The 23821-nt window shown below is 71.6% G+C and carries 21 protein-coding genes; 7 read left to right on the top strand and 14 right to left on the bottom strand.

Annotation, left to right across the window (positions count from 1 at the left end; genetic code table 11):
- Positions 1-162: 162 nt before the first annotated feature.
- Positions 163-2439, bottom strand: a complete 2277-nt coding sequence (locus C7C45_RS13490; protein WP_110563999.1) for a rhamnogalacturonan lyase family protein — start codon at positions 2437-2439, stop codon at positions 163-165.
- Positions 2440-2681: 242 nt separating this feature from the next.
- Here C7C45_RS13490 and C7C45_RS13495 point away from each other — a divergent pair, with 242 nt between their 5' ends.
- Complete coding sequence (locus C7C45_RS13495; protein WP_244200372.1) at positions 2682-4121, top strand: pyridoxal-dependent decarboxylase; 1440 nt, start codon at positions 2682-2684, stop codon at positions 4119-4121.
- Positions 4122-4399: 278 nt separating this feature from the next.
- Here C7C45_RS13495 and C7C45_RS13505 read toward each other — a convergent pair whose 3' ends face one another.
- On the bottom strand, positions 4400-5395 hold the full coding sequence (locus C7C45_RS13505; protein ID WP_110564002.1) for a sulfite exporter TauE/SafE family protein: 996 nt from the start codon (positions 5393-5395) through the stop codon (positions 4400-4402).
- A gap of 302 nt (positions 5396-5697) precedes the next feature.
- On the bottom strand, positions 5698-6162 hold the full coding sequence (locus tag C7C45_RS13510) for an RrF2 family transcriptional regulator (protein ID WP_110564003.1): 465 nt from the start codon (positions 6160-6162) through the stop codon (positions 5698-5700).
- A 256-nt stretch (positions 6163-6418) separates the two neighbouring features.
- On the opposite strand from C7C45_RS13510, the gene C7C45_RS13515 reads away from it, so the two are divergent.
- Positions 6419-7087, top strand: coding sequence for a YceI family protein (locus C7C45_RS13515; RefSeq protein ID WP_110564004.1), 669 nt, complete (start codon positions 6419-6421; stop codon positions 7085-7087).
- Between the two features lie 52 nt (positions 7088-7139).
- Here C7C45_RS13515 and C7C45_RS13520 read toward each other — a convergent pair whose 3' ends face one another.
- The 4 genes from C7C45_RS13520 to C7C45_RS13535 all read right to left on the bottom strand — a co-directional run bounded on the left by C7C45_RS13520 (position 7140) and on the right by C7C45_RS13535 (position 11550).
- Positions 7140-8024: an acyl-CoA thioesterase gene (locus tag C7C45_RS13520; RefSeq protein ID WP_110564005.1), complete on the bottom strand. Its 885-nt coding sequence runs from the start codon at positions 8022-8024 to the stop codon at positions 7140-7142.
- Complete coding sequence (pyk, locus tag C7C45_RS13525; RefSeq protein WP_110564006.1) at positions 8021-9469, bottom strand: pyruvate kinase; 1449 nt, start codon at positions 9467-9469, stop codon at positions 8021-8023. Before pyk ends, C7C45_RS13520 begins: the two co-directional genes overlap by 4 nt.
- Positions 9470-9668: 199 nt before the next feature.
- Positions 9669-11051, bottom strand: coding sequence for an FAD-binding oxidoreductase (locus tag C7C45_RS13530; protein WP_110564007.1), 1383 nt, complete (start codon positions 11049-11051; stop codon positions 9669-9671).
- Positions 11052-11184: 133 nt separating this feature from the next.
- The gene (locus C7C45_RS13535; RefSeq protein ID WP_110564008.1) at positions 11185-11550 is read right to left on the bottom strand and encodes a YciI family protein; all 366 of its coding nucleotides are present in this window, start codon (positions 11548-11550) and stop codon (positions 11185-11187) included.
- 178 nt (positions 11551-11728) lie between these two features.
- Here C7C45_RS13535 and C7C45_RS13540 point away from each other — a divergent pair, with 178 nt between their 5' ends.
- Complete coding sequence (locus C7C45_RS13540; protein WP_110564009.1) at positions 11729-12601, top strand: aldo/keto reductase; 873 nt, start codon at positions 11729-11731, stop codon at positions 12599-12601.
- A gap of 25 nt (positions 12602-12626) precedes the next feature.
- On the opposite strand, the gene C7C45_RS13545 is transcribed toward C7C45_RS13540, so the two are convergent.
- From C7C45_RS13545 to C7C45_RS13555, 3 genes are all read right to left on the bottom strand, one after another.
- Positions 12627-13022 (bottom strand): effector-associated constant component EACC1, encoded by a 396-nt coding sequence (locus C7C45_RS13545; protein WP_110564010.1) that lies wholly within the window; start codon positions 13020-13022, stop codon positions 12627-12629.
- A 12-nt stretch (positions 13023-13034) separates the two neighbouring features.
- Entirely contained in the window at positions 13035-15245 is a 2211-nt protein-coding gene (locus C7C45_RS13550; protein ID WP_167454718.1) for a M48 family metalloprotease, read from the bottom strand.
- Positions 15246-15411: 166 nt separating this feature from the next.
- Complete coding sequence (locus C7C45_RS13555; RefSeq protein WP_110564012.1) at positions 15412-16197, bottom strand: esterase/lipase family protein; 786 nt, start codon at positions 16195-16197, stop codon at positions 15412-15414.
- Between the two features lie 204 nt (positions 16198-16401).
- Between C7C45_RS13555 and C7C45_RS13560 the strand changes: the two genes are divergently transcribed.
- Entirely contained in the window at positions 16402-17757 is a 1356-nt protein-coding gene (locus C7C45_RS13560; RefSeq protein ID WP_146247314.1) for a pentapeptide repeat-containing protein, read from the top strand.
- A 4-nt stretch (positions 17758-17761) separates the two neighbouring features.
- On the opposite strand, the gene C7C45_RS13565 is transcribed toward C7C45_RS13560, so the two are convergent.
- Positions 17762-18241, bottom strand: a complete 480-nt coding sequence (locus C7C45_RS13565; protein ID WP_244200373.1) for a TetR/AcrR family transcriptional regulator — start codon at positions 18239-18241, stop codon at positions 17762-17764.
- A 525-nt stretch (positions 18242-18766) separates the two neighbouring features.
- On the opposite strand from C7C45_RS13565, the gene C7C45_RS13570 reads away from it, so the two are divergent.
- On the top strand, positions 18767-19483 hold the full coding sequence (locus C7C45_RS13570; RefSeq protein ID WP_110564014.1) for a hypothetical protein: 717 nt from the start codon (positions 18767-18769) through the stop codon (positions 19481-19483).
- 133 nt (positions 19484-19616) lie between these two features.
- Here the strand turns inward: C7C45_RS13570 and C7C45_RS13575 are convergent, their stop codons facing one another.
- Complete coding sequence (locus C7C45_RS13575) at positions 19617-19928, bottom strand: tyrosine-type recombinase/integrase (protein ID WP_208641162.1); 312 nt, start codon at positions 19926-19928, stop codon at positions 19617-19619.
- 116 nt (positions 19929-20044) lie between these two features.
- Entirely contained in the window at positions 20045-20620 is a 576-nt protein-coding gene (locus C7C45_RS13580; RefSeq protein ID WP_110564015.1) for a TetR/AcrR family transcriptional regulator, read from the bottom strand.
- 219 nt (positions 20621-20839) lie between these two features.
- Between C7C45_RS13580 and C7C45_RS13585 the strand changes: the two genes are divergently transcribed.
- Entirely contained in the window at positions 20840-22306 is a 1467-nt protein-coding gene (locus C7C45_RS13585) for an MFS transporter (protein WP_110564016.1), read from the top strand.
- A gap of 100 nt (positions 22307-22406) precedes the next feature.
- Positions 22407-23393: an SEC-C domain-containing protein gene (locus C7C45_RS13590; protein WP_110564017.1), complete on the top strand. Its 987-nt coding sequence runs from the start codon at positions 22407-22409 to the stop codon at positions 23391-23393.
- 128 nt (positions 23394-23521) lie between these two features.
- On the opposite strand, the gene C7C45_RS13595 is transcribed toward C7C45_RS13590, so the two are convergent.
- Entirely contained in the window at positions 23522-23788 is a 267-nt protein-coding gene (locus C7C45_RS13595) for a helix-turn-helix domain-containing protein (RefSeq protein ID WP_110564018.1), read from the bottom strand.
- Positions 23789-23821: the final 33 nt, after the last annotated feature.

Raw genomic sequence — 23821 nt, forward strand, 5'->3', positions numbered from 1 at the left:
ACGGTGCCTAATGTTGGTGCCGGTGGTGGTACGGCATTCCCGGTCGGGACGGGTTGGGAATGCCGCGGTGTGGCGCACCGGGCCGGAGCTGAGCGGATTCCGCGGCTGCGGCCCGGTGCCTGCCACCCTAGGCGACCCCGTTCGGGACCGCCAGGGGTCAGATCAACGTAGGTAGATGTTCGGCGTGGGCGGGTTGGCCATTCCGTCGCCGATGAAGAACCCCGGGTGTGGCGGCTGGTTGTAGGCGGTGTTCTGCCACGCGATCGCCACCCGATACTGCGGGTCGTGCATCAGGGTGTGGATCCGGGTGCTGGTCGCTGTGGGTGTGCTGTAGATGCGCAGGGCCCGACTGTCGGTGGTGCGCCAGATCACCTCCTCACGCCAGTCACCCAGGATGTCGCCCGAGAGCGCCGGCGTGGACTTGGTGCCGTTGTTCGATGCCACCGAGTTGCCGGTGAGCAGTCGGGTGTCGCCGCCGGTGCCGTACTTGGCGACCGCCGTGCCGTCGAGCAGTTCCCGCACCGGGTCGCCGTCCCACCAGGCGAGGAAGTTGGCCGACGACGGCTTGCGGCCGATGTTCTGCCCTCTGGTGTTGGCCAGCCCGGCGACGGCCGACGACCACGACTCCGCACCGGGGCTGCCCGCCCAGATGTCCGCGGAGACACCCCGGCCGTTGTCGCCGGAAGCCGGCGTGGACCAGAGGATCTGACCGGTACGGGCGTCGGCGAACCAGGAACTGGGCTTGCTGGCGTCCTCGTCGACCTTGAACACCTCCAGGCCGGCGCGACCCGGGTCGAGGTCCCCCACGTGCAGGGCGTCCCCGTGCCCGTTACCGGTCGAGTAGAGCAGGCGACCGTTGTCGTCGATGGTGGCGGCGCCGTAGACGATCTCCTGACGGCCGTCACCGTCCACGTCGGCGACGGAGAGCTGGTGGTTGCCCTGACCGGCGGCGGCGCCGTTGCCGGAGGTGTTCGAGTCGAACGTCCAACGCTTGGTCAGCGTGCCGTTGCGGAAGTCCCAGGCCGCGACCACCGCGCGGGTGTAGTAACCCCGGGCCATGATCAGCGAGGGGCGCTGGCCGTCGAGGTACGCGGTGCCGGCGAGGAACCGGTCCACCCGGTTGCCGTACGAGTCACCCCAGGACGACACGGTGCCGCGCGGCGGGTCGTAGTTGACGGTGGAGAGCACCGCGCCGGTCTGACCGTTGAACATGGTCAGGTACTCCGGGCCGGACAGCACATAGCCGCTGGAGTTGCGGTGGTCCGCCGACGACGAGCCGATGAGCTGGCCGGTGCCGGAGCGGGTGCCGTCGGCGGTCTTCATGGCCACCTCGGCGCGACCGTCGCCGTCGTAGTCGTACACCTGGAACTGGGTGTAGTGGGCGCCGGCGCGGATGTTGCGGCCCAGGTCGATCCGCCACAGCCGGCTGCCGGTCAGGGTGTACGCGTCGACGTAGACGTTCCCGGTGTAGCCGGACTGGGAGTTGTCCTTGGCGTTCGACGGATCCCACTTGAGCACGATCTCGTAGGTGCCGTCGCCGTTGAGGTCACCGACCGAGGCGTCGTTGGCGCTGTAGGTGTAGTTCTCGCCGCTGGGGGTGCTGCCGCCGGCCGGGACCTGCAACGGCACGTCCAGGTAGCCCGCGCCGAGCTGCAGGGCGGGCGCGGACGCCGCCTGCTCGGCGCCGTCGACCACGGCCCGCACGGTGTACGCCGAGCCGGCCGCCGCCCCGCTGTCGAGGTAGCTGGTGGCGCCGGTGATCGGGCTGGCGTTGACCCTGGTCGACCCCCGGTAGAGGTGGAACGCCACCCCGGAGGTCTCGGTGCCGAGCAGCCGCCAGGAGACCAGGTTGCCGTTGCCGGAGCGGACGCTGATCAGCCCTCGGTCCAGGTCCTCCATCTGCTTCGCCCCCGACGGCGGAGGCGTGGTCGGTGGGGCGGTCGTCGGTGGCGGCGTGGTGGTCGGTGGCGTGGTCGTCGGCGGGGTGGTCGTCGGCGGGGTGGTCGTCGGCCCGTCGGTGGATGGGGCACCGGTGCAGGTGGTCCCGTTGAGCGCGAAGCTGGACGGCACCGGGTTGGTGCCGGTCCACGAACCGTTGAAGCCGAAGGCGGCGGTGCCGTTGGTGGCGATGGTGGCGTTGTGGTCGACGTTGCGCGCCGTGACCTGCGCACCGGACTGGGTCACAGTGGCGTTCCACGCCTGGGTAACCTGCTGACCCGCCGCGTACGACCAGGTGAGGGCCCACCCGTTGACCGGGTCGCCGAGATTGGTGACGGTGACGTTGGCGCCGAAGCCGCCCTGCCACTGGTTGGTGATCTGATAGTCGACCCGGCAGCCGACGGCGGCGGCCGAGGCGACGACCGTGCCGAGGGTGCCGGCCACGACGGCGGCCGTCGTCGTGGCCGCGAGCAGGATCAGCCGATGTCTGGACGGGTGCATGGGACTGCCTCCGGGGATCCGCTGGTGATCGCCGCGGCCCACCCGCCTCGCCCGGGAAGCACAGTGGACTCGCCCCGCCGCCACGGCGGCGGACAGCGATCTGATCGGGGGTGAACGCCCTGGAACTCACGGATCCGACTCACCGCGCATCGTAAGGCAAGCGTTTTCCAGCGCGCAACATCGATGGTCGTCGTGGGTGCCCGGTCTTGCCTCGACGATCGATGCCTGATCAACTCGTTCGGGTGAGCGCCCCCCACATGGACCCCGCCGAGTTCCGTCGCGCCGGCCACGCCGTCGTCGACTGGATCGCCGACTACTGGACGACGCTGGAGCAACACCCGGTCGCCCCTGCCGACCCGCCGGGCACGGTGACCGCGGCCCTCCCCACCGCGCCGCCCACCACCGGAGGCGAACCCGTCGAAGCGGTCCTCGCCGACCTGGACTCGATCGTCCTACCGGGGCTCACCCACTGGCAGCACCCCGGCTTCTTCGGCTACTTCCCGGCCAACACGTCCGGCCCGAGCGTGCTCGGCGACCTGGTCAGCTCCGGGCTCGGCGTGCAGGGCATGCTCTGGGCCACCAGCCCCGCCTGCACCGAACTGGAGACGGTGCTGATGGACTGGCTGGCCCAACTGATGGACCTGCCGCAACGGTTCCGCTCGACCGCCACCGGCGGTGGGGTCATCCAGGACTCGGCGTCCTCGGCGACCCTGGTGGCCACCCTGGCCGCGCTGCACCGGGCCAGCGGCGGTCGTTGGCGCGACACCGGCATCGACCGGCGCTACCGCGCGTACACCTCCATCCACGGGCACTCCTCCATCGAGAAGGCCGTGCGGATCGCCGGGCTGGGCACCGACGGGGTCCGCCCGATCCAGGTGGCCCCGGACACCCAGGCCCTGCTGCCGGACGCGCTACGCACGGCGATCGAAGCCGACCTCGCCGCCGGGAACGTACCCGCCATCGTGGTGGCGACCATCGGCACCACCTCCACCACCGCCGTCGACCCGCTGCCGGAGATCGGCGCGATCTGCGCCGAGTACGGAATCTGGCTGCACGTCGACGCCGCGTACGCGGGCGCCGCCGCCGTCTGCCCCGAACTGCGGTGGTCGCACGCCGGCCTGGAGTACGCCGACTCGTACTGCTTCGACCCTCACAAGTGGCTGCTCACCGGCTTCGACTGCGACGCGTTCTGGGTGGCCGACCGCGCCGAACTGGTCGAGGCGCTGACCGTACTGCCGGAGTTCCTGCGCAACGCGGCGTCCGAGTCCGGCGCGGTGATCGACTACCGGGACTGGCAGGTGCCGCTGGGCCGGCGATTCCGGGCCCTGAAGCTGTGGTTCGTGTTGCGCTGGTACGGCGCCGAAGGGCTGCGGGCGCACATCCGCTCCGGGGTGGCGCTGGCCGACCGGTTCGCCGAGCGGGTCCGCGCCGACGACCGGTTCGAGCTGGCGGCGGCGCACCCCTTCTCGCTCGTCTGCTTCCGACTACGCGCCGACGACGACGTCAACGCGGCACTGCTGGCCGAGGTGAACGGCACCGGGCGGGTGCACCTGACGCACACCCGGGTCGCCGGTCGTTACACACTGCGGCTGGCAGTCGGCTCGCCACAAACCACCGAGGCGCACGTCGACGAGGCCTGGACACTGCTCGCCAACACGGCCAAGAACCTACTCACCCCCTGACACCCCCGGCTCCCGCGCCTCTGGGCCCCGCACCCCGCACCCCGCACCCCGCACCCCGCACCCCGCACCCCGCACCCCGCACCCCGCACCCCGCACCCCGCACCAAGATCGTGCTCGATCATGGATGTAGTGGCCTCGAACTCGCCGGAAGCCACTACATCAATGATCGAGCACGATCTTGACTGCTCGACTCGGTGATCATGACGTTGGCGGGCGTTCCGGCGCGTCCGGGCGTGCGGAAGGGCGGGCGGGCAGGCAGGCAGGCAGGCAGCGCGGGTTCAGCGCGGGTTGGGCGTACCTGTTCCAGCCAACTCGGCCGGGACCGCGTCGTCGAACGCCGAGGCGGAAGCAACGGTGACGTCAGCGGGAACGGCAAGGGAGGCAGGGGCGGAGGTGTTCCCGGCCCCAGCGCGAGCTCGGCGGGTACGACGCAGAGCCCGCACGGCCAGCACCAGCGCGGCCAACCAGCCGGCGGCCAGCAGGGCGTACACGGCGGGCCGGGCCGGGCCGCCCAGCTCGGCGGAGCGGATCAACGTGCGGGCGTTGGTCAGTACGATCACGCCGCCGACCGCCGCGCCGAGTAGCTGGGCGGGCACGATGCGCACCAGCCAGGCGGCCAGCGGGGCGGCGATGAGCCCGCCGACCAGCAGCGCGGCGACGGTGGGGAGCAGGAACCCCTCGGTGCCGAGCCCGATCAGGAAGCCGACGCTGGCCGCGCCGGCCACCACGAACTCGGCGGTGTCCACCGAGCCGATCACCTTGCGTGGCTCCATCCGGCCGGAGACCAGTAGCGCAGGTGTCGCCACCGGCCCCCACCCGCCGCCGCCGGTCGCGTCGACGAAGCCGGCGACCAGGCCCAGGGGGCCGAGGAAACGACCACGTAGCCGCCCGCCGACCCGATCGGTGCGCAGCGGTCGGGCGAAGCGGACCAGCAGGTACGCGCCGAGCGTGAAGAGGATGCCGGCCATCCACGGCGCGGCCGACTCGGTGGAGATCGAGCTGAGCAGGGTGGCACCGGCGAAGGCACCGATCGCGCCGGGCAGGGCGATGCGGGTCACCACTCGCCAGTCGACGTTGCCGAACCGCCAGTGCGCGACCCCGGCGGCGAGCGTGGTGCCGATCTCGGCAAGGTGCACCGAGGCCGAGGCGGCGGCCGGGGCGACCCCGGCGACCAGCAGCAGAGTGGACGACGTCAGCCCGTACGCCATGCCGAGCGACCCGTCGATCAACTGCGCGGCGAGCCCGACCAGAGCGAGGATCAGCAGCTTGCGCACGAGCGCCCCCTGACTTTTCGGCATCTCCTATCGACTTGGTCGACAATGCGCCACGGGACTGCCGGGGTCAAGCCCCAGATCGGTGGTTGGGACGCCATCCTGCGGCACCCTCGGTCAGACGCCGCCGCACGGGCGACGCGGAGCGAGGAGGCCACGGCACACCACGAACCACGCAAAAACTGCGAGCCCACCGCCCAACACGAACGACACGGAACCGCGAGCCCATCGCGCAACACGAACCACGCGGAACCGCGAGCCCACCGCGCGTCACGAGTGACGCGATGCCCGCGTGGGGCCGGCCCTCAGATCCAGGCGCGCGGGTCGGCGACCAGCTCGGTGACCCGCGCGGGCAGGGTGCCCGCGGCCACGTCGGCGATGCTGACCAGGTCCAGGATCTCCCGCTCGCTCGCCCGCAACGCGATCCAGACTTCCTGGAGCGCGCGGGCTGGGCCGTGGTAGCCGAGCTCCTCGGGGCGCTGTCCGCGTACGTGGGCGAGAGGTCCGTCGATCACCCGGATCACTTCGGCGAGGGTGATCTCCTCGGCGGGGCGGGCCAGCCAGTATCCGCCCTCCGGGCCGCGCTGGGCGTGCACGATGCCGCCCCGGCGCAGCTGGAGCAGGATGCTCTCCAGGAACTTCGGCGGGATTTCCTGGGCACGGGCGATCTGGTCGGCCGTGACCGGCCGGCCGCGCCCAGGACCACTGGCCGTCGCGGCAAGCTCGGCGGCCGCGCGGAGGGCGTAGTCGACCCGGGCGGATAAGCGCATGCCGGCAAGGTTAGCCGCTGGTCAGTCGGCCGGGCCGCCGACCCTCGGCCGATCGGGCACGCATCGATGGGAACTCGCGCTATTCGTGCCGGTTCCGGTCGCTGTTGAGGACGAGTGAAGTACCTCATGAACCACCGTTTGGTGGGCACGAAAATGCCAGCATGGAGCGCCCTTATGCTGAGCGGCGGTACGACCGTCAGACCGCTTGAGCGACGCCGGGCCGCACATTGCTACACATCGGGGGGAAGGCAACACGATGACCGATATCGCCACACGCACCTGGGATGGCATGACCATCCCGGTCGCCGGCACCTATCTTCTCGATCAGGCGCACAAGCGGATCGGCTTCCTGTCCCGACACATGATGGTGAGCCCGGTACGCGGCGAGTTCGCCGAGGCCACGGCGCAGATTTCCGTGGCGGAGGACCCGCTGCTCTCCTCGGTGACGGCGACCATCGAATCGGCAAGTATCAGCACCGGCAGCGTCGACCGGGACACGCATCTGAAGAGTGCCGATTTCCTCGACGTGGAGCGCTATCCCACTCTCGAATATCGAAGCACCGGCATCAGGTGGCAGGGCAACGAGGACCCCATCTTCGCGTGGGCCCGTCTGCGCAGCCATCGACTGGGTGGGCGGGGCCGGAGTCCCATTGTCCCGCCGCAGTCCGACGGCACCCCCAGCCGATTCGTGCTCACCGGCGAGTTGATGGTGAAGGGAATCACCCGAGCTGTCGACCTTGAGGTGAATTTCGGTGGCGCTCGTACCGACCCGTACGGGCAGAACATCTTTGGCTTCAGCGCGACGGCCGAAATCAACCGCGAGGATTACGGCCTGCTCTGGAATGTGATGCTCGAGAGCGGCGGGGTGCTGGTCGGTAAGACGGTGCAGATCGAAATCGCCGGCGAGGCCATCTACCAGGCCTGACGGCACCTCATCCCCGCCACGACGCGCCCTGGCGGGGATGGCCGCGACAGTCTCAGGCGCCCACGCGGCGCAGCAGACCCTCCTGGACGGCGCTGGCGATCTGCCGGCCGTCCGTGGTGAACATCCGGCCCGTGGCCAGCCCTCGTGCGCCGGACGCCGACGGGCTCAAACAGTCGTAGAGGAACCACTCGTCGGCGCGGAACGGCCGGTGGAACCACAGTGCGTGGTCGAGGCTCGCGCCGACCAACCCGCCCGGCCCCCAGACCTCCCCGTGCGCGGAGAGCACCGAGTCCAGCAGGGTGAGGTCCGAGGCGTAGGTGAGTGCGCAGGCGTGCAGCAGTGGGTCGTCCGGCAGCTTGCCGTCGATCCGCATCCAGACGCGCTGGTGCGGGTCGGCGGGTCGATCGCCGGGGCGGACCCAGCCGGGCTCACCGACGTAGCGCACGTCGATCGGGCGCGGGATCTGCCCCCAGATGCCCAGCCGCTCGGGGTAGCGGGAGAGCCGGTCGGTCATCGTCGGGACGTCCTGTGGCGGTGGCACGTCCAGCGGGGAGGTGGCCTGGTGGTCCAGACCCTCCTCGGCCCGCTGGAACGACGCCGACATGAAGAAGATCGGCTTGTCGTGCTGGAGGGCGACCGAGCGGCGTACCGAGAAGGACCGGCCGTCGCGGATGTTCTCCACCTGGTATTCGATCGGTTCGACCGGGTCGCCGGGGCGGACGAAGTACCCGTGCAGCGAGTGCACGAACCGCTCCGGGTCGACCGTGCGGCCGGCGGCGACCAGGGCCTGACCCGCGACCTGGCCGCCGTACACCCGTTGTGGGCCGACCGGGGGGCTCATCCCCCGGAAGGTCATTTCCCCGGTCGGGTCGAGGTCCAGCACTTCCAGCAGCTGGTCCACCGCCGCCTGGCCGACCGCGACCCGACCGTCGGTCACTGCAGCGCCCGCGCCGACGCCGCGTCGACCAGCGAGCCGAGCTGGTGGACGCGCAGCGTGTTGGTCGAGCCGGGGGTGCCGGGCGGGCTGCCCGCCACGATCACCACGTAGTCGCCGGGGTTGGCCCGGTTGAGGCCGAGCAGCGCCTGGTCGACCTGGCGGAACATGTCGTCGGTGTGCTGCACGAACGGCATCAGGAAGGTCTCCACGCCCCAGGTGAGGGCGAGCTGGTCGCGCACCTCGGGGACCGGGGTGAACGCCAGCAGCGGCAGGTCGCAGTGCAGGCGGGACAGCCGTCGGACGGTGTCGCCGGTCTGCGAGAAGGCGACGAGCGCCTTGGCGTTGATGGCCCGGGCGATCGACGAGGCGGCAACGGTGAGCGCGCCACCGTGGGTACGCGGGTCGTGCTGCAGCCGGGGCACGCCGATCGAGCCGGCCTCGGTGGTCGTCACGATCTTGGCCATGGTGCTGACGGTCAGCACCGGGTACTTGCCGACGCTGGTCTCGCCGGAGAGCATCACCGCGTCCGCGCCGTCGAGCACCGCGTTGGCGACGTCGGAGGCCTCGGCCCGGGTGGGGCGGGAATTTTCGATCATGGAGTCGAGCATCTGGGTGGCCACGATGACCGGCTTGGCGTTCTCCCGGCACAGCTGCACGGCGCGCTTCTGCACCAGGGGGACCTGGTCCAGCGGCATCTCGACGCCGAGGTCACCGCGGGCGACCATCACGCCGTCGAAGGCCAGCACGATGGCTTCGAGGTGCTCCACCGCCTCCGGCTTCTCGACCTTGGCCAGCACCGGCCGGAACACGTTCTCCTCGGCCATGATGTTGTGGACGAGCTTGATGTCCTCGGCCGAGCGGACGAAGGAGAGCGCGACCAGGTCGACGCCGAGGCCCAGGGAGAAGCGCAGGTCCTCGGCGTCCTTCTCCGACATGGCGGGCACGCTGACCGCCACGTTGGGCAGCGAGACGCCCTTGTTGTTGGAGACCGGGCCGCCCTCGGTGACCAGGCAGCGGATGTCGTTGCCGGTGACGTCGGTGACCTCGACGGCAACGCGGCCGTCGTCGATCAGCAGGCGGTCACCGGGCTTCACCTCGTGCGGCAGCTTCTGGTAGGTGCAGGAGACCCGCTCCTTGGTGCCGAGGATGTCGTCACTGGTGATCACGACCGAGTCGCCGGTGCGCCACTCGTGGGGGCCGTCGGCGAACTTGCCGAGCCGGATCTTGGGGCCCTGCAGGTCGGCGAGGATCGCCACGGGCTTACCTGCCGCCTCGGACGCCTCCCGGACCAGTCGGTAGACCGCCTCGTGGTCGGCGTGGCTGCCGTGGCTGAAGTTGAGCCTCGCCACGTTCATGCCGGCCTCGACAAGACCCCGGATGCGCTCCGGGGACGAGGTAGCGGGACCCAGGGTGCAGACGATCTTAACGCGGCGTGTCACGCCCATCAGGCTAGTCTCTCCTTCAGGTCGGACTCGGGTCCGACCCATTGCAGGCAGCGGAACATGTGTCCAACAACGCGCGGTGCGCGTCGGGCCGGCGGGCGGAACCGCACCGGGAACGTTGTGGCGACGGGCAACGGCGACCGCGCGCCGGGAATCGTACGCCTCCGTCGGCGTGCGCTGTCGGGGTGCTCCCGACAGACGCTCACCGTGGGTGCCTCGACGGCGGCAGGGTGGGCACCGCGGTAAGCAGGTCACGCGGGTCGTAGTGGCGCTTGGCCCGGCGCAGCCGCGCCCAGTTCGTGCCGTAGGCGAGCCGGACCCGGTCGGTCTCCTCCGGGGCGAGCAGGTTGGGGTAACCACCGGGCAGGGCGTGCGGGGCGAGCGCCGCCGAGGTGCGCTCGGCCCACTCCCGGTGCGGCCCGGCCTGCTCGCCGGGCGCCCAGGCCGCGATGATCTCGGTCAGCAGGTGGTCGCTCCGCAGGCCGAACGCCGTGTCGGCCAGCCGGACCCGGGTGGCGGCACCGTGGAAGTGGTGCAGGGCCAGCGCGGAGAACGGCGAGCTGACCTGCCGGGCCGCGTCGACGAGCGCATCCGCCGCACCGTCGGTCAGCGCGGGCAGCCAGCGGGTACGCAGCAGGTAGTGGTTGCCGTCGACCATCCCGCCGTCGAACATCCGCAGCGCGTCCGCGTACGGCATCGTGGCGATCTGGTCGACCAGCGGGGTGCCGAGCGCGCGCAGCCGCTGCAGCCACGGCAACGCGGCGTCCAGGTCCGGGCCGCTGTAGAACGGGCAGACGAAGACCACAGGCGCGCCGGCCGGGCCGGGTAGGAAGCCGGCCATCACGGTCAGCTCGTCCGGGGCCTCGGCGATCAGCGCGCCGTAGCCGCGCAGCACGGCCGGCGCCTCGGCCAGCGCGAACATGATCATGCCGGCCAGCACGGCGGGCAGCCGGTGCGCGCGGAAGCGCAGCTCGGTGACCACGCCGAGGTTCCCTCCGCCGCCGCGGAGCGCCCAGTACAGCTCGGCGTCGTGATCGGGGTCGGCGGTGACGCGGCGGCCGTCGGCGAGGACCACCTCCGCGCCGAGCAGGTTGTCCAAGGTCAGACCGAACCGACCGCAGAGCGGGCCGTACCCGCCGGCGAGGGTGAGCCCCGCCATGCCCACGTCGCGGACCACCCCCGTGGGCACCACCAGGTCGTGCGGGCGGGCGGCGGCGAGCAACTCGGCCGCCGTGGCGCCGCCGCCGATGGTCACCGTGGCCGCGTCCGGGTCGACCCGGACGTCGCGCAGCCCGGTCAGGTCGAGCACCAGGCCGCCGTCGCGCAGCGCCCGGCCGGCCCAGTCGTGCCCGCCGGAGCGGACCGAGAGGGGCAGGTGGCACCGGGTGGCGATGCGGACCGCGTCGGCCACCTCGTCGTCGTTCAGGCATTGGGCGACCAGGACGGGCGCGCGGTCCACCGCGCCGTTCCAGAGCCGGGTGGTGGTGACGAAACCGGGATCGCCCGGCTCGCGCAGCCGGTCGCCGAGCAGGGCCCGCAACCGGGCGGCGGCCGTCGCGACATCACCGGTGGCGGCGGAGATCATGGCGACTCCTCGACCGGGGCCGACCCAAGGCTTCCGGGTGCGCCCCGGTGGCGGCCCTCGCTGGGCGCGACCGTAACACCGGCAGGCCGGTGAGCGCCGTCGTCATCACGACAGCCGGTGCTTGAGCGGCAGCTCAGCTCCCGGTCTTGACCAGGGGAAACTCCAGGGACCCGGCCGGGCAGAGGAAGCTCAGCACGTCCACCCGGTAGAGCCCGGCCTGCACCGCGGGGTCGGCCTCCAGCACGCTGCGGACGTCGTCGACGCTCCCGGTGCGGGCCAGCCCGAAGCCGATCGGCGGCTCCGGGTTGCGGGCCGGCCCGTCGATCGACCCGGCGACCAGGACGATGCCGCTGCGCTGCAACGCCTGCATGTGCTCGGCGTGCTCGGACTGCAACCGCTGGACGGTCTCGGCGGGCAGGGCCCGTCCGGCCGCGCCGGGATAGATCACGATGCACTCGTACGTGTCGAGCGCGAAGTTGACCTGCGGCACTCCCGCCATGGGTGCTTCCTCCGCTCCGCCGTCGCGCCGGCATGCGCCGGCCCCGGCCAGCGTCGCACGTACGCCCCCTCGTGGCGGGCGCTTGCCGGCAACTGGCCCCGGCGGGCAGGTGACGTGTCAACGCACACAGTCGGCCGACACGCCGTGCGACGGCCGAGTTCCGGGGGATGATCTACCTATGGCGACCAACATCAGTGAGCAGCCCGCGAAGGCGTCCGGCACGTACCGGATCGGCGGGGACGTCACCGTCAACCGTCTCGGTTACGGGGCGATGCAGATCACCGGCCCGGGTGTCTGGGGCGACCCGAAGGACCCGGCGGAGGCGGTACGGGTGCTGCGCCGCGCCGTCGAGCTGGGCGTGACGTTCATCGACACCGCCGACTCGTACGGGCCGTTCGTCTCGGAGTTGCTGATCCGCGAGGCTCTGCACCCGTACACCGACGATCTGGTCATCGCGACCAAGGCCGGGCTGACCCGCTCCGGCCCCGGCGACTGGCGTCCGGTGGGCCGCCCGGAGTATCTGCGTCAGCAGTGTGAGCTGAGCCTGCGCCACCTTGGCCTGGACAGCATCCCGCTGTACCAGCTGCACCGGATCGATGAGAAGGTGCCGCTCGCCGATCAGCTGGGTGAGCTGGCGCTGTTGCGGCAGGAGGGCAAGATCCAGCACATCGGGCTGTCCGAGGTGAGCGTCGCGCAGATCGAGGAGTCTCGCGCGATCACCACGATCGCCTCCGTACAGAACCTCTACAACCTCGCGAACCGCAGCGCCGAGGACGTGCTGGAGTACTGCGAGCGCAACGATCTCGCGTTCATCCCGTGGTTCCCGATCGCGACCGGTGAGCTGGCCCGTCCGGGCGGCCCGCTGGACGCCATCTCCACCGCGCACGGCGCGTCACCCGCGCAGCTCGCGCTGGCCTGGCTGCTGCGCCGTTCGCCGGTGATGCTGCCGATCCCCGGTACGTCCTCGGTGGCGCACCTGGAGGAGAACGTGAGCGCGGCCGACGTGCGGCTCACCGACGACGAGTTCGAGGCGCTGGCCAAGGCGAGCTGACGCGTCGGGTTCGGACGTCGCCGGTTCAGTCGGCGGCGTCCGAACCGGCCTCCCGGGCGGCCCGCAGCGCCTCGGTCGCCTGGGCCAGCAGGCGAGCGGAGTCGGTGCGCCCGCTCACCTGGAGTTCCACCTCGGTGTCCCCGGCCTGGATCCGGATGCTGGCCTCGGTGCGCTGCTGGTCAACCCAGGACTGCAACAGGTTGAACAGCCCCGGGAGCAGCCCCTGGGCGAGCACCGCGATGATCACCGCGTCGCTGAAGCCCGCCCGTCCCCCGCCGCCGCCACCGGCCGGACGGACCACCGGCCGGTACTGCGGGCTGCGGTGGATCCAGTCGAGCAGGGCGACTGGCGGCGGCTGCCGGTGCCGGGGACTGATGGTCAGCCGCACCGGCTGTCGCGCGGCGGTGTCGCTGTCGGTCACGGTCTCTCCCGGTCAGTTGGCGGTGGGTCGGAAGGCGACGGTGGCACCGTCGACGGTGGCGACGCCGGCGACGTCGATCTCCTGGTCGTCGGTGAAGGGTGAGCTGGTGCCGAAGTACGTGGTGGTGCCGCTGACCTGCACTCGACCTTTGGCCTCGTACGGGGTGTCGACCTGGGCGGTGTCCGGTCCGGTCAGCTCGACGGCGAGCCGCGGGTAGTCGAGGATCTTCCAGGTGACCTTCTGTCCGGCGCTCGCGTTGTAGTAGCGGAACGGGCAACCCTCCGGTGCGGCGACGGTCTGCTTGGCGCACTCGTCGAGCCAGGCCCGTACCCGCGCGTCGACGGCCTCGACCGCCGACGGCTTGAGCACCGGGACCATCTGCAGGGTGGCCGCACTCTGCCCCGGGCCGACCGCCACGGTCGTGGTCGGTGTCTCGCTGAGGGCGGTGGACGGGCCGGTCGCGGTGTAGCCGCCGGGCAGCAGCGCCAGCGTGGGCCCCTCGGTGCCGGCCGGCAGGGCCACCCCGTTGAGCTGCACCCCGGGGCCGGCGGCCGGGACGTCGAGCGGGATCAACCCACCGAGCAGTTGCCAGCCGTGGAACAGCCCGAGGGTGGCTTCCTCGTCGCGGTGCAGTCCCACGGTGACGGTGTGCCGCTCACCGCCGAGCCGGTACGCCACGGCGGCGGTGGCGCTGTCGCCGTCGCGCTCCAGCGAGCTGATCTCGACGTCGGTCGGCGGTTGGTAGCCTTCGCCGCGGAGCAGTTGGGCGAGCAGTTTGCGATCACCGACGCTGCTCTCGTCGCTCAGGAAGCCGAGCGCGGCGTCGCTGTCCCGGTCGGCGAGCGCGGAGAAGTAGCCCTCGATCGCGCCCTGGGGGCGGAAGAACGCCCACTGCACCACGCCGAGCCCGCCAGTGCCGACGCAGGCGGCGAGCACCAGTGCACCGACCAGGAGCCAGGTCCGCCGGGTGCCGACGGGACCGGAATGGCCGAACAGCCGCTCGGCGGTGACCGGGACGGCCTCGGGCACCCCCGGCGCGTCGGCCTCCGAGGCCAGCTCCAGTTGGTCGAGCCGGAGTTCGTGCGGCGGGTGGGTGGCGCAGACCGCCTCGTCCCAGCCACTGCGGCCACTCTCGAACGACAGCCGGCGTTCCAGGATGCGCCGCATGCCGTCGACGTGGCCGGTGAGCACCGCACCGAGATCAGCCCGGTACTCGGCTGCGCGGACGTCGCGGGCGTGCAGCGGCAGCACCACGTAGCGCATGGTCAGCAGCACCGGCCAGAAGAACACGAAGACCACGAAGTTGGTGGCCGGGTGCGGGAAGGTCCGCATCAGCCAGGTCGGCAGGGCGTGCGCGAGGGTCAGCGGCAGGCCGACACCACGGACGAAGGCGCTGGTGACCTCATCCCCGGTGCGCCAGTGCACCAACTCGTGGCTGAACAGGGCGGCGATCTCGTCGTCCGGCTCGGTCAGCACGGCGGTGGTGACCACCACGTGCCGGGAGTACGTGCGGGCGTTGCTCAGGACGGGGTCGTCCTCCATCAGCAGCCGCGGCACGCTCGGCAGGCCGAGCCGCCGGGCGCACTCATCCAGAATCGGGCGCAGTCGCGCGGACTCCCGGCGGCTGGGCTGGCGCGCACCGGAGACCACCAGCAGGCGTGGTTCCAGCAGCACCCGGTAGAGCGTGTAGAGCACGCCGATCAGCGCCGCCGCGGCGACCATGCCGACCAGCCCGGTGAACAGCGCGAACGGCTCGGCGGTGCTGCCCAGCCAGGGCAGCACCAGCACGGAGAGGAAACCGACCAGGAACCCGACGACGAAACCGACGACGCCGCCGAGTACCCCACCGGAGCGGCTCAGGAACGCCTCCAGCAGTGGGCCGATCAGCGGGGTGTCGCGCAGCATCGCGGGCATCTGGTCGTCGGCGCCGAGCCCACCGGCGAAGAGGCCGACGGCGGCGAGGCTCAGGCCGCCCCAGAACGCCAGCAGCAGCGCAACCGGCAGGTAGAACCAGGTGGCGACGAAGGCCCCGAGCACGCCCCGCCAGTCCCGCACGATCCCGGCGCGCAGCCAGACCAGCGCGCTGGGGAAGCCGGGTGGCCGGTCGGCGAACCCGCCGGTGGGTGGTGGCGTGTCGTCCGCCGGCGGTTCGGCGGCGCGCACGTCGAGCTGAGGCACGGTCGGCGGGGTGCTCTCCGGCGGCACGGTGTGCGGCTCGGTCATGCGCGCTGCTCCTTCGGGAAACATGTCTGTCGGGAATGGACAGCCGGAGCAGGCTATCGAGCGGATCTGATGTCTGCCACACCGTTCGTTGGAACGTCGCCCAACCGACACTCACCGCCGTACTCCCGTGCGGGTGGTCCCGTCGGGACCACCCGCACGGACCGGGTCAGAGCGCGAGGCAGTTGGGTCGCACCGGGCCGTCGACCAGGGCGCCCCGCACGATGGTGTACGCCGTCGCGTCGAGCACCAGGCCGAGGTGCCCGACCACCCGCAGCGGGCAGTACGCCTGGATGAGGACGTTCGTCGCGCCATCGTTGACGACGGCGTTCCCGGTCGGGCGGACCAACTCGTCCTGCAGGGTGCGGATGGTGGTGTAGCGCACCGACCCGGGAGTGTCGTCGCCGCCGTTGAGGTCGGCGAGGAACGCGGAGCCGATGGTCATCTGTTGGCAGGCCACGATGCCGGCGCAGCTGCCCAGGCCGAGGAACGCGACGATGTTGGCCACGTAGGTGCCGTACTGCGGTGAGCCCAGGCTGACGTACCGGCCGACGGTGGCGGTGCCGCCGAGCCGTTTGAGGTAGTAGCGGGCGACCAGGCCGCCCTCGGAGTGCGCGACGAGGTCCACGGCCGCCGCGCCGGTGCTGGTCCGGACCTGGTTGACGTAGGTGGCGAACGCGCGGGCGGAGGTGGGGATGTCGCCGAGACCCAACCCGGGCAACTGGTAGATGAAGGTGCGGTAGCCGTCACCGCGCAGGCGGGCGGCGATCGGCTCGTACGCGACGGCGACGCCGCTGAGCCCGCCGACCACGATCACCGGGTTGGCGGCGGCAGCGGCCTTCGGGGCGGCCACCCGATCGACGGGGGCCACGGGATCGGCGGTCGCCGGGGTGGTGAACGTGAGCAGGGCGGCGGTGGCGAGGGCCAGGACGAGGGCGGTCTTTCGGAGCAGCATCGCTGCACCTCCGGAGGGAGGCGCCCGGCGAACCGGGCAGGTGGGTGGGGGTGTCCGGTCGACCGTGCGACGATGATGCCCGCAACAATTTGGAAACGTCAATGAGTTGTTACGCGCCGGTAACCAGTTGTTCCGGCGGGGGCGCAAACGGGCATACCGTCCGGCTCCATATCGGACCTGGCCGGCGGCTGGCATGCTGTGGCCGTGGCTGTCGACAAACCCGACGCGCACCGGCTGCGAGTGATGCCGTGGTGGCTGGTCCTGGTCGGCCTGCTGGTCGCCGCGGCCCTGGGATGGCTTGTGCTGGACCTGCTACTCAGCGAGGCCGACCGGGCCACCCAACCGGACACCCGCGCCACGCTGCGCATCGACGCGATCCGCACCGGCCTGACCGTCGTCGCCGGCACCGGCGGAGGGCTCGCGCTGCTGCTGGCCGCGCGGCGACAGTGGATCACCGAGCGCGCGCAGCGGCATCAGGAGAGCGTCGCGGCCCAGGATCAGGCACACCGGAACCGGGTGCAGTCGCACGCCGAGGCGGTGGCCGACGCCGCGCAGCGCCACCAGGATCGGCAGTCCGGCGCGGCCGAACATGACGCCGCCGAGCGTCGGCTGACCGAGCTCTACACCCGCGCGGTCGAGTTGCTCGGCAACGACAGCGCGGCGGTACGCCTCGGCGGCCTGCACGCCCTGGAGCGCCTCGGCCAGGACAATCCGGGGCAGCGCCCGACGATCACGGCGGTGCTCTGCGCGTACCTGCGGATGCCGGCGGGCGACGGCGAGCCGCGCGAGACGGAGGTCCGGCGCACCGCGCAGCGCGTGCTCACCCGGCACCTGCGCGCGGACGACGCGGCCCACTGGCCGGAGGCAACCCTGGATTTGGCCGGTGCCCGGCTGGTCGACTTCGACGCCGCCGGCTGCACCCTGGTCGACGCGAACTTCACGGCGGCGGCGTTCACCGGCACGACCACCTTCGCGGGCGCGACGGCGCGGGGGCGTCTCCTGCTCGGGGCGGCGGTCTTCGATGACGTGGTCTTCGACGATCTCAACGTCGAGGGGGAGATCATGCTGGACGGCGTTCGCGTCGGCGGTTCGGCCAGCTTCGACGACGCCGCGTTCGACGGCCTCTCCTGCCGGCGGTCCAGCTTCGCCGGCCCGGCCTCCTTCCGTCGGGCGACCTTTGGCCAGCCGACCAGCTTCGACGCGACTCGCTTCGAGGATGCCGCCACGTTCCAGGAGGCCGACTTTGTCGGCGCCCTGTCGATGGAGCACACCGAGTTCGGCGGGTCGGCCAGTTTCCACGCTGCCCGTTTCACGAACATGGCGCTGTTCCGCTGGACGATCTTCGGCGCGGAGGCGCTGTTCGACCGCGCCCGCTTCACCGACGCGGCGAACTTCGGCCGGGCCCGGTTCCACCGCATGGCCAGCTTCCGCGACGCACAGTTCAGCCGCCCGCCACAGGTCGACCAGGCTCGGGCGGTGACCGATCCTGGTCACCGATGGCCGACGGACGCCGTGGTCGAGCGACTCGACGACGAGTGGCTGCTGCTGGTCGACCGCTGAGCGGTCAGCGGGTGGCGGCTGCGGGGCGCAGGCCGTCCAGGGCCACGCCGAGGACCCGGTCGCGTTGCGCGGGCGACGGGAACTGGGCCATGGTGAGACCGCTGATCAGCCGCACCACGTCGTCGAAGCCGATGTCGTCGCGGACCACGCCGGCGGCCTGGGCGCGACTCATCAGCGGCTCACCGGCGGCGTAGATCTCCGTCCGGCAACTGGTGAAGATCTCGGAGTCGTGCAGCAACTGCTCGGCGAGCGCCCGCTTGGTGGCGACGTACGCGACGAACCGGTGCAGCCAGGCGACGAGGGCGTCGAACGGGGGCAGCTCGGCCAGGTCCTCGGCGGAGCGGCTCAGCGCCCGGACCTCCTCGACGTAGACGGCCTCGAACAGGTGACGGCGCGTGGGGAAGTTGCGGTAGAGCGTGCCGACGCCACCCGACCCGGCGACAACACCCCCCGGATCATCCGAACGACAGGGGCAGGAAGTCATACCGGGCCGAGCGACCGAGGGTCCCCGGCTGGGGACGATCAAAAAGGTAACGGGGGGGGGAGAGGCACCCGGCGTACCGGGCAGGTGGGTGGGGTGTCCGGTCGACCGTGCGACGATCATGCCCGCCTTGATTCAGAAACGTCAATGACTTGTTATGCGCGGGTAACCCGTTGTGTCGCCGAAAGGGTGAACCGGCAATTCGGCCACGCTCCACATCGGACCGCCGGCCCGCGACCGCCCGTCCGCAACGGTGGGCCAGCTCGTCTTCGCGACTCGGCTCCGACAGCGACGACGATGCGGGTGGAGGCCGCGCGCAGGGCGTCGAATGGGGCTCGTAGAGACAGCAGGGAGACCAGGTTCTGGGCGAGCAGCACGTAATCGCGTGCCCCGTCGTCGGTGGTGGGCAGGCCGAACGCCGCCGGGTCCGGGCCGGGCCCGCACTGCTGGGTGTATGACGCCCACGCCGGGCGCCCTGATAGCGTGACCCGGCTTTCGAACATCGAGCGGCGTCACCCGGGGGAACTCATGGCCAAGCGACGAGCGGACCGTCGATCGTGGTTCATCCTGCTGACGGGGATCGCGATACTGATCCTCGGCGCGGTGTCCCTGGCGGCGGGCTCGAACTCCTGCGGCGGCTCGAAGATGAGCGAGGGCGACACGTGCATCACCTACCGCGACGGACAGCGCAGCGTCGAAGACGCCGAGGGGCAGCGCACCGTCAACCAGTCTGAGGCTGGCGCCCTGATCGGCCTGGGCGCCCTGATCGCCCTGCTCAGCGGGTTCCTGATCCGCGGCGACCGCGGGACGGACCCGTCGGCCCCGGTGACCGACCGGCTCGAGCTGGCCCGCCGGGAGGGCTGGCAGTTCACCGAGGTGGACACGGAACTGGTGGACACCTTGCGGCATCACCTCCGGTTCGAGAGCAGCCCGGCGGCGTGGTCGGTGCTGCGCGGCACCCACGACGGGTTGCGGTTCGTGATCTTCGACTACACCTGGATCGGGAAGACGTTCACGGCCTGGCTGGTCCATCTGCCCGAGCCGTCTCCGGAGTTCGCCAGGTGGGCTACGTCCACCACTTCCGGGTGGCGCAAGCCGCTCACCAATGTGGTGGTGGACGAGCGTGCGGTGATCGGGTCCGGCCCGGTGTTCCGCGCGAAGGACCCCGAGCGGGTGCTCAAGCCGATCCGGTCCCTGACCGAGCTGGTGCGCCGGTACGAGCGGTCCGCCACCCCACGCCGCTGATCCGGGTCATCGGCCGAGAGGCGGGCCGCAGCGCCGGGAATCAGATCTAGCGCATGCTGATCCTGTGCTCGTGGCCGAGGCGCGTGCCGGCGAGGTGTAGCCGTCCTGCCGCTGGAGATCGGGATCGGCGCGGTCACCGCCGCACCTTCCGTGCGGTGAACCAGCCCGCCTCATCCAGAGCCTCGCGCACGTCCTCCACCGTCAGGTGCCCGTAGACGCTGGTTGTGGTGGTGAGGTCAGCATGCCCGAGCAGTTTGGAGACGACCTCGACGGGCACACCATCGCGCAGCATCCGAGTGACTGCGGTGTGCCGGTACCAGTGCGGGCCGAAGTCGGTCGCGGTCCGGCGTCGTAGCCTGTGGACCAGGTCATAGACCGCGGGGTAGGTCAGCGGATGACCGTGGGGCTTACCCCAGAGGTTGACGAACACGTAGTCGGAGTCCAAGTCGGCGTACTCACACGCCCGGGCGATCGTCGATCTGGGTCACCGCTGGCCGGCGGGCACGGTCGTGCAACGCCTCGACGACGAGTGGCTGCTGCTGGTCGACCGCTGACGCCGGGTCAGCGCACGGTGGCGCGCAGCCCGTCCAGGGCCACGCCGAGCACCCGGTCGCGTTGCGCGGGCGACGGGAACTGGGCCATGGTGAGCCCGCTGATCAGGCGCACGACGTCGTCGAAGCCGACGTCGGCACGGACCACGCCGGCATCCTGGGCGCGGCGCATCAGCGGCTCACCGGCGGCGTAGATCTCCGTCCGGCAGCTCGTGAAGATCTCCGAGTCGTGCAGCAGTTGCTCGGCGAGCGCTCGCTTGGTGGCGACGTACGCGACGAACCGGTGCAGCCAGGCGACGAGGGCATCCCACGGGGGCAGCTCGGCCAGATCCTCGGCGGAGCGGCTCAGCGCTCGGACCTCCTCGACGTAGACGGCCTCGAACAGGTGACGGCGCGTGGGGAAGTTGCGGTAGAGCGTGCCGATGCCCACCCCGGCCCGGCGGGCCACGTCCTCCAGGGAGGCGGCCGCGCCGTTCTCGGCGAACGCGTCGCGCGCCGCTGCGATCAGGGCGTCGTAGTTGCGCCGCGCGTCGGCCCTCTTGGGCCGCTGCGCGAAGACCTCGGGCACCTGCCCCGCGCTGGTCATGACGTGCGTCACCTCATCGTGGTTGCATCCGGAGGCAACCCTCCGCTAGCTTAATGGAGGCACCCCTCCGGAATCCCCGGAGGCCTGCCTCCGGTTAGCTTACCTCGGGACCCGCCCGATCGCCGCCTGGCCACCCGATCGCCCGGACCCGACACCAGAGCCCGTCACCGACGGCGGGCGACAAGCCTCCTTTCGTACGTAATCAGGGAGTTTTCTCTCGTGGCAGTGACCTCCCGACGCAGCTCGCGTCGGCTCACCTTCACCGTGCTCGCGGCCGGTGCCGGGTTCTTCGCGATGCTCCAGTCGCTGATCACCCCGGTGCTGCCGACCATCCAGCAGGACCTGCACACCTCCCAGAACACCGTGACCTGGGTCCTGACCGCCTACCTGCTCTCCGCGTCGATCTTCACGCCGATCCTCGGGCGGGTCGGCGACATGGTGGGCAAGGAGCGGATGCTCGTCGTCTCGCTCGCCGCGCTCGCCCTCGGCTGCCTGCTGGCGGCCATCGCGCCGAACATCGGCGTCCTCATCATCGCCCGGGTCGTGCAGGGCATCGGCGGGGCGGTCTTCCCGCTGTCGTTCGGCATCATCCGCGACGAGTTCCCGGCCGCGCGGGTCTCCTCCGCCGTCGCCGCCATCTCGGCGATCGTCGCCGCCGGCGGTGGCCTCGGCATCGTGCTGGCCGGCCCGATCGTCTCGGCGTTGGACTACCGGTGGCTGTTCTGGATCCCGATGGTCGTCGTCGGGCTGACCGCCGTCGCCGCCCATCTCTTCGTCCCCGAGTCGCCGGTCCGTACCCCCGGACGCATCGACTGGCGTGCCACCCTGCTGCTCTCCGGCTGGCTGGTCGCGCTGCTGCTGCCGATCAGCCAGGGCGCGGCCTGGGGTTGGACCTCCCCCCGGGTGCTCGGCCTGCTGGCGCTCGCCGTGGTGCTCCTGGTCAGCTGGCTGATCGCCGAGGTGCGCTCGGCCAACCCGCTGATCGACATGCGGATGATGCGCCTGCCCGGTGTCTGGACGACCAACCTGGTCGCCCTGCTCTACGGCGCGTCGATGTTCTCCATGTACGCGTTCCTCCCCCAGTTCGTGCAGACCCCGACCGTCGCCGGCTACGGCTTCGGCGCCAGCATCAGCCAGGCCGGTCTGCTCATGCTGCCGATGCTCGTCGCGATGTTCGTCGCCGGCCTGGTCGCCGGTCGCCTCCAGGCCGTCTTCAGCGCCAAGGCGCAGCTCGCCACCGGTGCCGCGTTCAACGTGGCCGCCTCCGCGATGCTCGCCACCGCGCACGACACCCGGTGGGAGGTCGCCGTCGCCGGTGGCCTGGTCGGCCTCGGCATCGGTCTGGCGTTCGCGTCGATGGCCAACCTGATCGTCGCCAGCGTGCCCGCCAGCCAGACCGGCGTGGCGACCGGCATGAACGCCAACATCCGCACCATCGGAGGCGCGATCGGCGCCGCCGTGGTCAGCGGCGTGATCACCGCGAACCCGCAGGCCAACGGCCTGCCCCGGGAGGCCGGCTTCACGACGGGGTTTCTCGTCCTCACGGCGATCGCCCTGGCCGCCGCGCTCGCGGCCCTCGCCGTCCCGTCCGCCCGGCGGGCGTCGGCCGGTCGGCGGCCGTCCACCGCGACGATCGTCGAGTCGGAGCTAGCCGGCGAGTTCGCCACCATGCCGGCGACCCGCTGAGGTTCGTGTCCCAGCCCGGGCGGTTCGCCGCCCGGGCTGCGGCGCATTCCGGAGTACGCTGGCCGCTTCCCCGTCCGTTCCCCGCCCTCAGGATGCGCCCATGTCCGAGTTGCTGACCGCCGACCGCATCGAGGAGATCGACTCCTTGGGCTCCGGAAGCCCGGACCCGGCCGCGCTGGTCGCCGAACTGGTGGGCGCCGTCGACGAGGGGCGGGTCGCCGACCCCGACGACACCGGGTACGCCCTGCTGGTCGCCGCGGACATCCTGACGCAGGCGGGCGACCTGGCCGACGCGCTCGCGCTGGCCACCCGCGCCATCGCCGAGCAGCCGGACGATGACGCCTACGCCCGATCGATGCGCGGTGGTCTGCTGCTGCGCCTGGGCCGGGAGGAAGAGGGCATGGCCGAGCTGTCGGCCCTGCGCCCGCTGCTGGAGACCGACCCCGACGCCACGTACCTCATCGACGACCTGGCGGAGGCCGGCCGCACCGAGACGGCGCTGGAGTGGCTGACCGGCGCGCTGGACGCGATCCTGGAACGGAGCCGGACCCAGCAGCACGAGTCCGAAGACGCGCAGGACGAGGCCGCCGCCATGATCTACGGCCTGGCCCAGGTGCGGCACGACCTCCGCGAGGAGATGGGCCTGCCGCACGACGAGTACGACAACCTCGCCGACCGGCTCCGCGCCGCGAGCAACCACGCGCTCGACGCGCTGGACGACGGCCCGGCGACACTGCTGTTCTGGCCGCAGGCGGAGTTCAACGCGCTGATGATGCGCTGGCCCGCCCTGAGTGGCAGCTACCCCACCGCCTGGGACGAGCACCGCGCCCAGATCGAACTCGCCCTCGTCGAGGCGTCCGGGGTGGGCGGCGCCGACCTGGGTGTGGTCGTCGGCTCCGTCGCCGGGCTGGCGGCCTTCGCCGAGCAGGAGGACCTCGACCCCACCGACGAGGAGACCCAGGACGAGTACGCCGACTCGCTCACCGGGGCCGACCTCAGGTCCTGGCCGCCCGGCCGCAACGACGCCTGCTGGTGCGGATCGGGTGCCAAGTACAAGAAGTGCTGCCTGCCGCGCTCGCGCGGCTGACGTTCTCTGGCGCGGCTGACGGTTTCGCTGGCGCGCTCGCGCGGCTGACGGTTTCGCTGGCGCGCTCGCGCGGCTGACGGTCTCGGTCTGGAGGCTTTCGCGTTCGGGTCGTCCTCGCGGGCGCTCCCTCAGGACGCTTCGCGCACCCGCACGTCGGCCAGCCACACGTCGGCCAGGTCGCTGAGCGCGACGCCGAGGACCGCACTGAGGCAGACCACCGTGCCGAACGCGGGTGCCGGGAGCCGACCCACCTCGATCTTGCGTAGCGTCTCGGGCGAGATGCCGGCCGCCAGGGCCACCTCGACGGGGCTGCGGTCACCTCGCGCGACCCGAAGCGCCGCCCCGAGACGTTGCCCCGCTGCGATCTGCGCGGGTGTGAGCGGTGGGCGAACCATGTGAGCAGGATAGATCCGCCGGTGCGGACCGGC

It is taken from the genome of Micromonospora arborensis (genome assembly GCF_003205615.1).
Lineage (GTDB): Bacteria > Actinomycetota > Actinomycetes > Mycobacteriales > Micromonosporaceae > Micromonospora > Micromonospora arborensis.

Excerpts from the sequence above, each read along its gene's own strand:
- C7C45_RS13490 (WP_110563999.1), bottom strand. The coding sequence starts at position 2,439 with ATGCACCCGTCCAGACATCGGCTGATCCTGCTCGCGGCCACGACGACG.
- C7C45_RS13510 (WP_110564003.1), bottom strand. The coding sequence starts at position 6,162 with ATGCGCTTATCCGCCCGGGTCGACTACGCCCTCCGCGCGGCCGCCGAG.
- C7C45_RS13515 (WP_110564004.1), top strand. The coding sequence starts at position 6,419 with ATGACCGATATCGCCACACGCACCTGGGATGGCATGACCATCCCGGTC.
- pyk (WP_110564006.1), bottom strand. The coding sequence starts at position 9,469 with ATGGGCGTGACACGCCGCGTTAAGATCGTCTGCACCCTGGGTCCCGCT.
- C7C45_RS13530 (WP_110564007.1), bottom strand. The coding sequence starts at position 11,051 with ATGATCTCCGCCGCCACCGGTGATGTCGCGACGGCCGCCGCCCGGTTG.
- C7C45_RS13535 (WP_110564008.1), bottom strand. The coding sequence starts at position 11,550 with ATGGCGGGAGTGCCGCAGGTCAACTTCGCGCTCGACACGTACGAGTGC.
- C7C45_RS13540 (WP_110564009.1), top strand. The coding sequence starts at position 11,729 with ATGGCGACCAACATCAGTGAGCAGCCCGCGAAGGCGTCCGGCACGTAC.
- C7C45_RS13550 (WP_167454718.1), bottom strand. The coding sequence starts at position 15,245 with ATGACCGAGCCGCACACCGTGCCGCCGGAGAGCACCCCGCCGACCGTG.
- C7C45_RS13555 (WP_110564012.1), bottom strand. The coding sequence starts at position 16,197 with ATGCTGCTCCGAAAGACCGCCCTCGTCCTGGCCCTCGCCACCGCCGCC.
- C7C45_RS13565 (WP_244200373.1), bottom strand. The coding sequence starts at position 18,241 with ATGACTTCCTGCCCCTGTCGTTCGGATGATCCGGGGGGTGTTGTCGCC.
- C7C45_RS13570 (WP_110564014.1), top strand. The coding sequence starts at position 18,767 with ATGGCCAAGCGACGAGCGGACCGTCGATCGTGGTTCATCCTGCTGACG.
- C7C45_RS13580 (WP_110564015.1), bottom strand. The coding sequence starts at position 20,620 with ATGACCAGCGCGGGGCAGGTGCCCGAGGTCTTCGCGCAGCGGCCCAAG.
- C7C45_RS13590 (WP_110564017.1), top strand. The coding sequence starts at position 22,407 with ATGTCCGAGTTGCTGACCGCCGACCGCATCGAGGAGATCGACTCCTTG.
- C7C45_RS13595 (WP_110564018.1), bottom strand. The coding sequence starts at position 23,788 with ATGGTTCGCCCACCGCTCACACCCGCGCAGATCGCAGCGGGGCAACGT.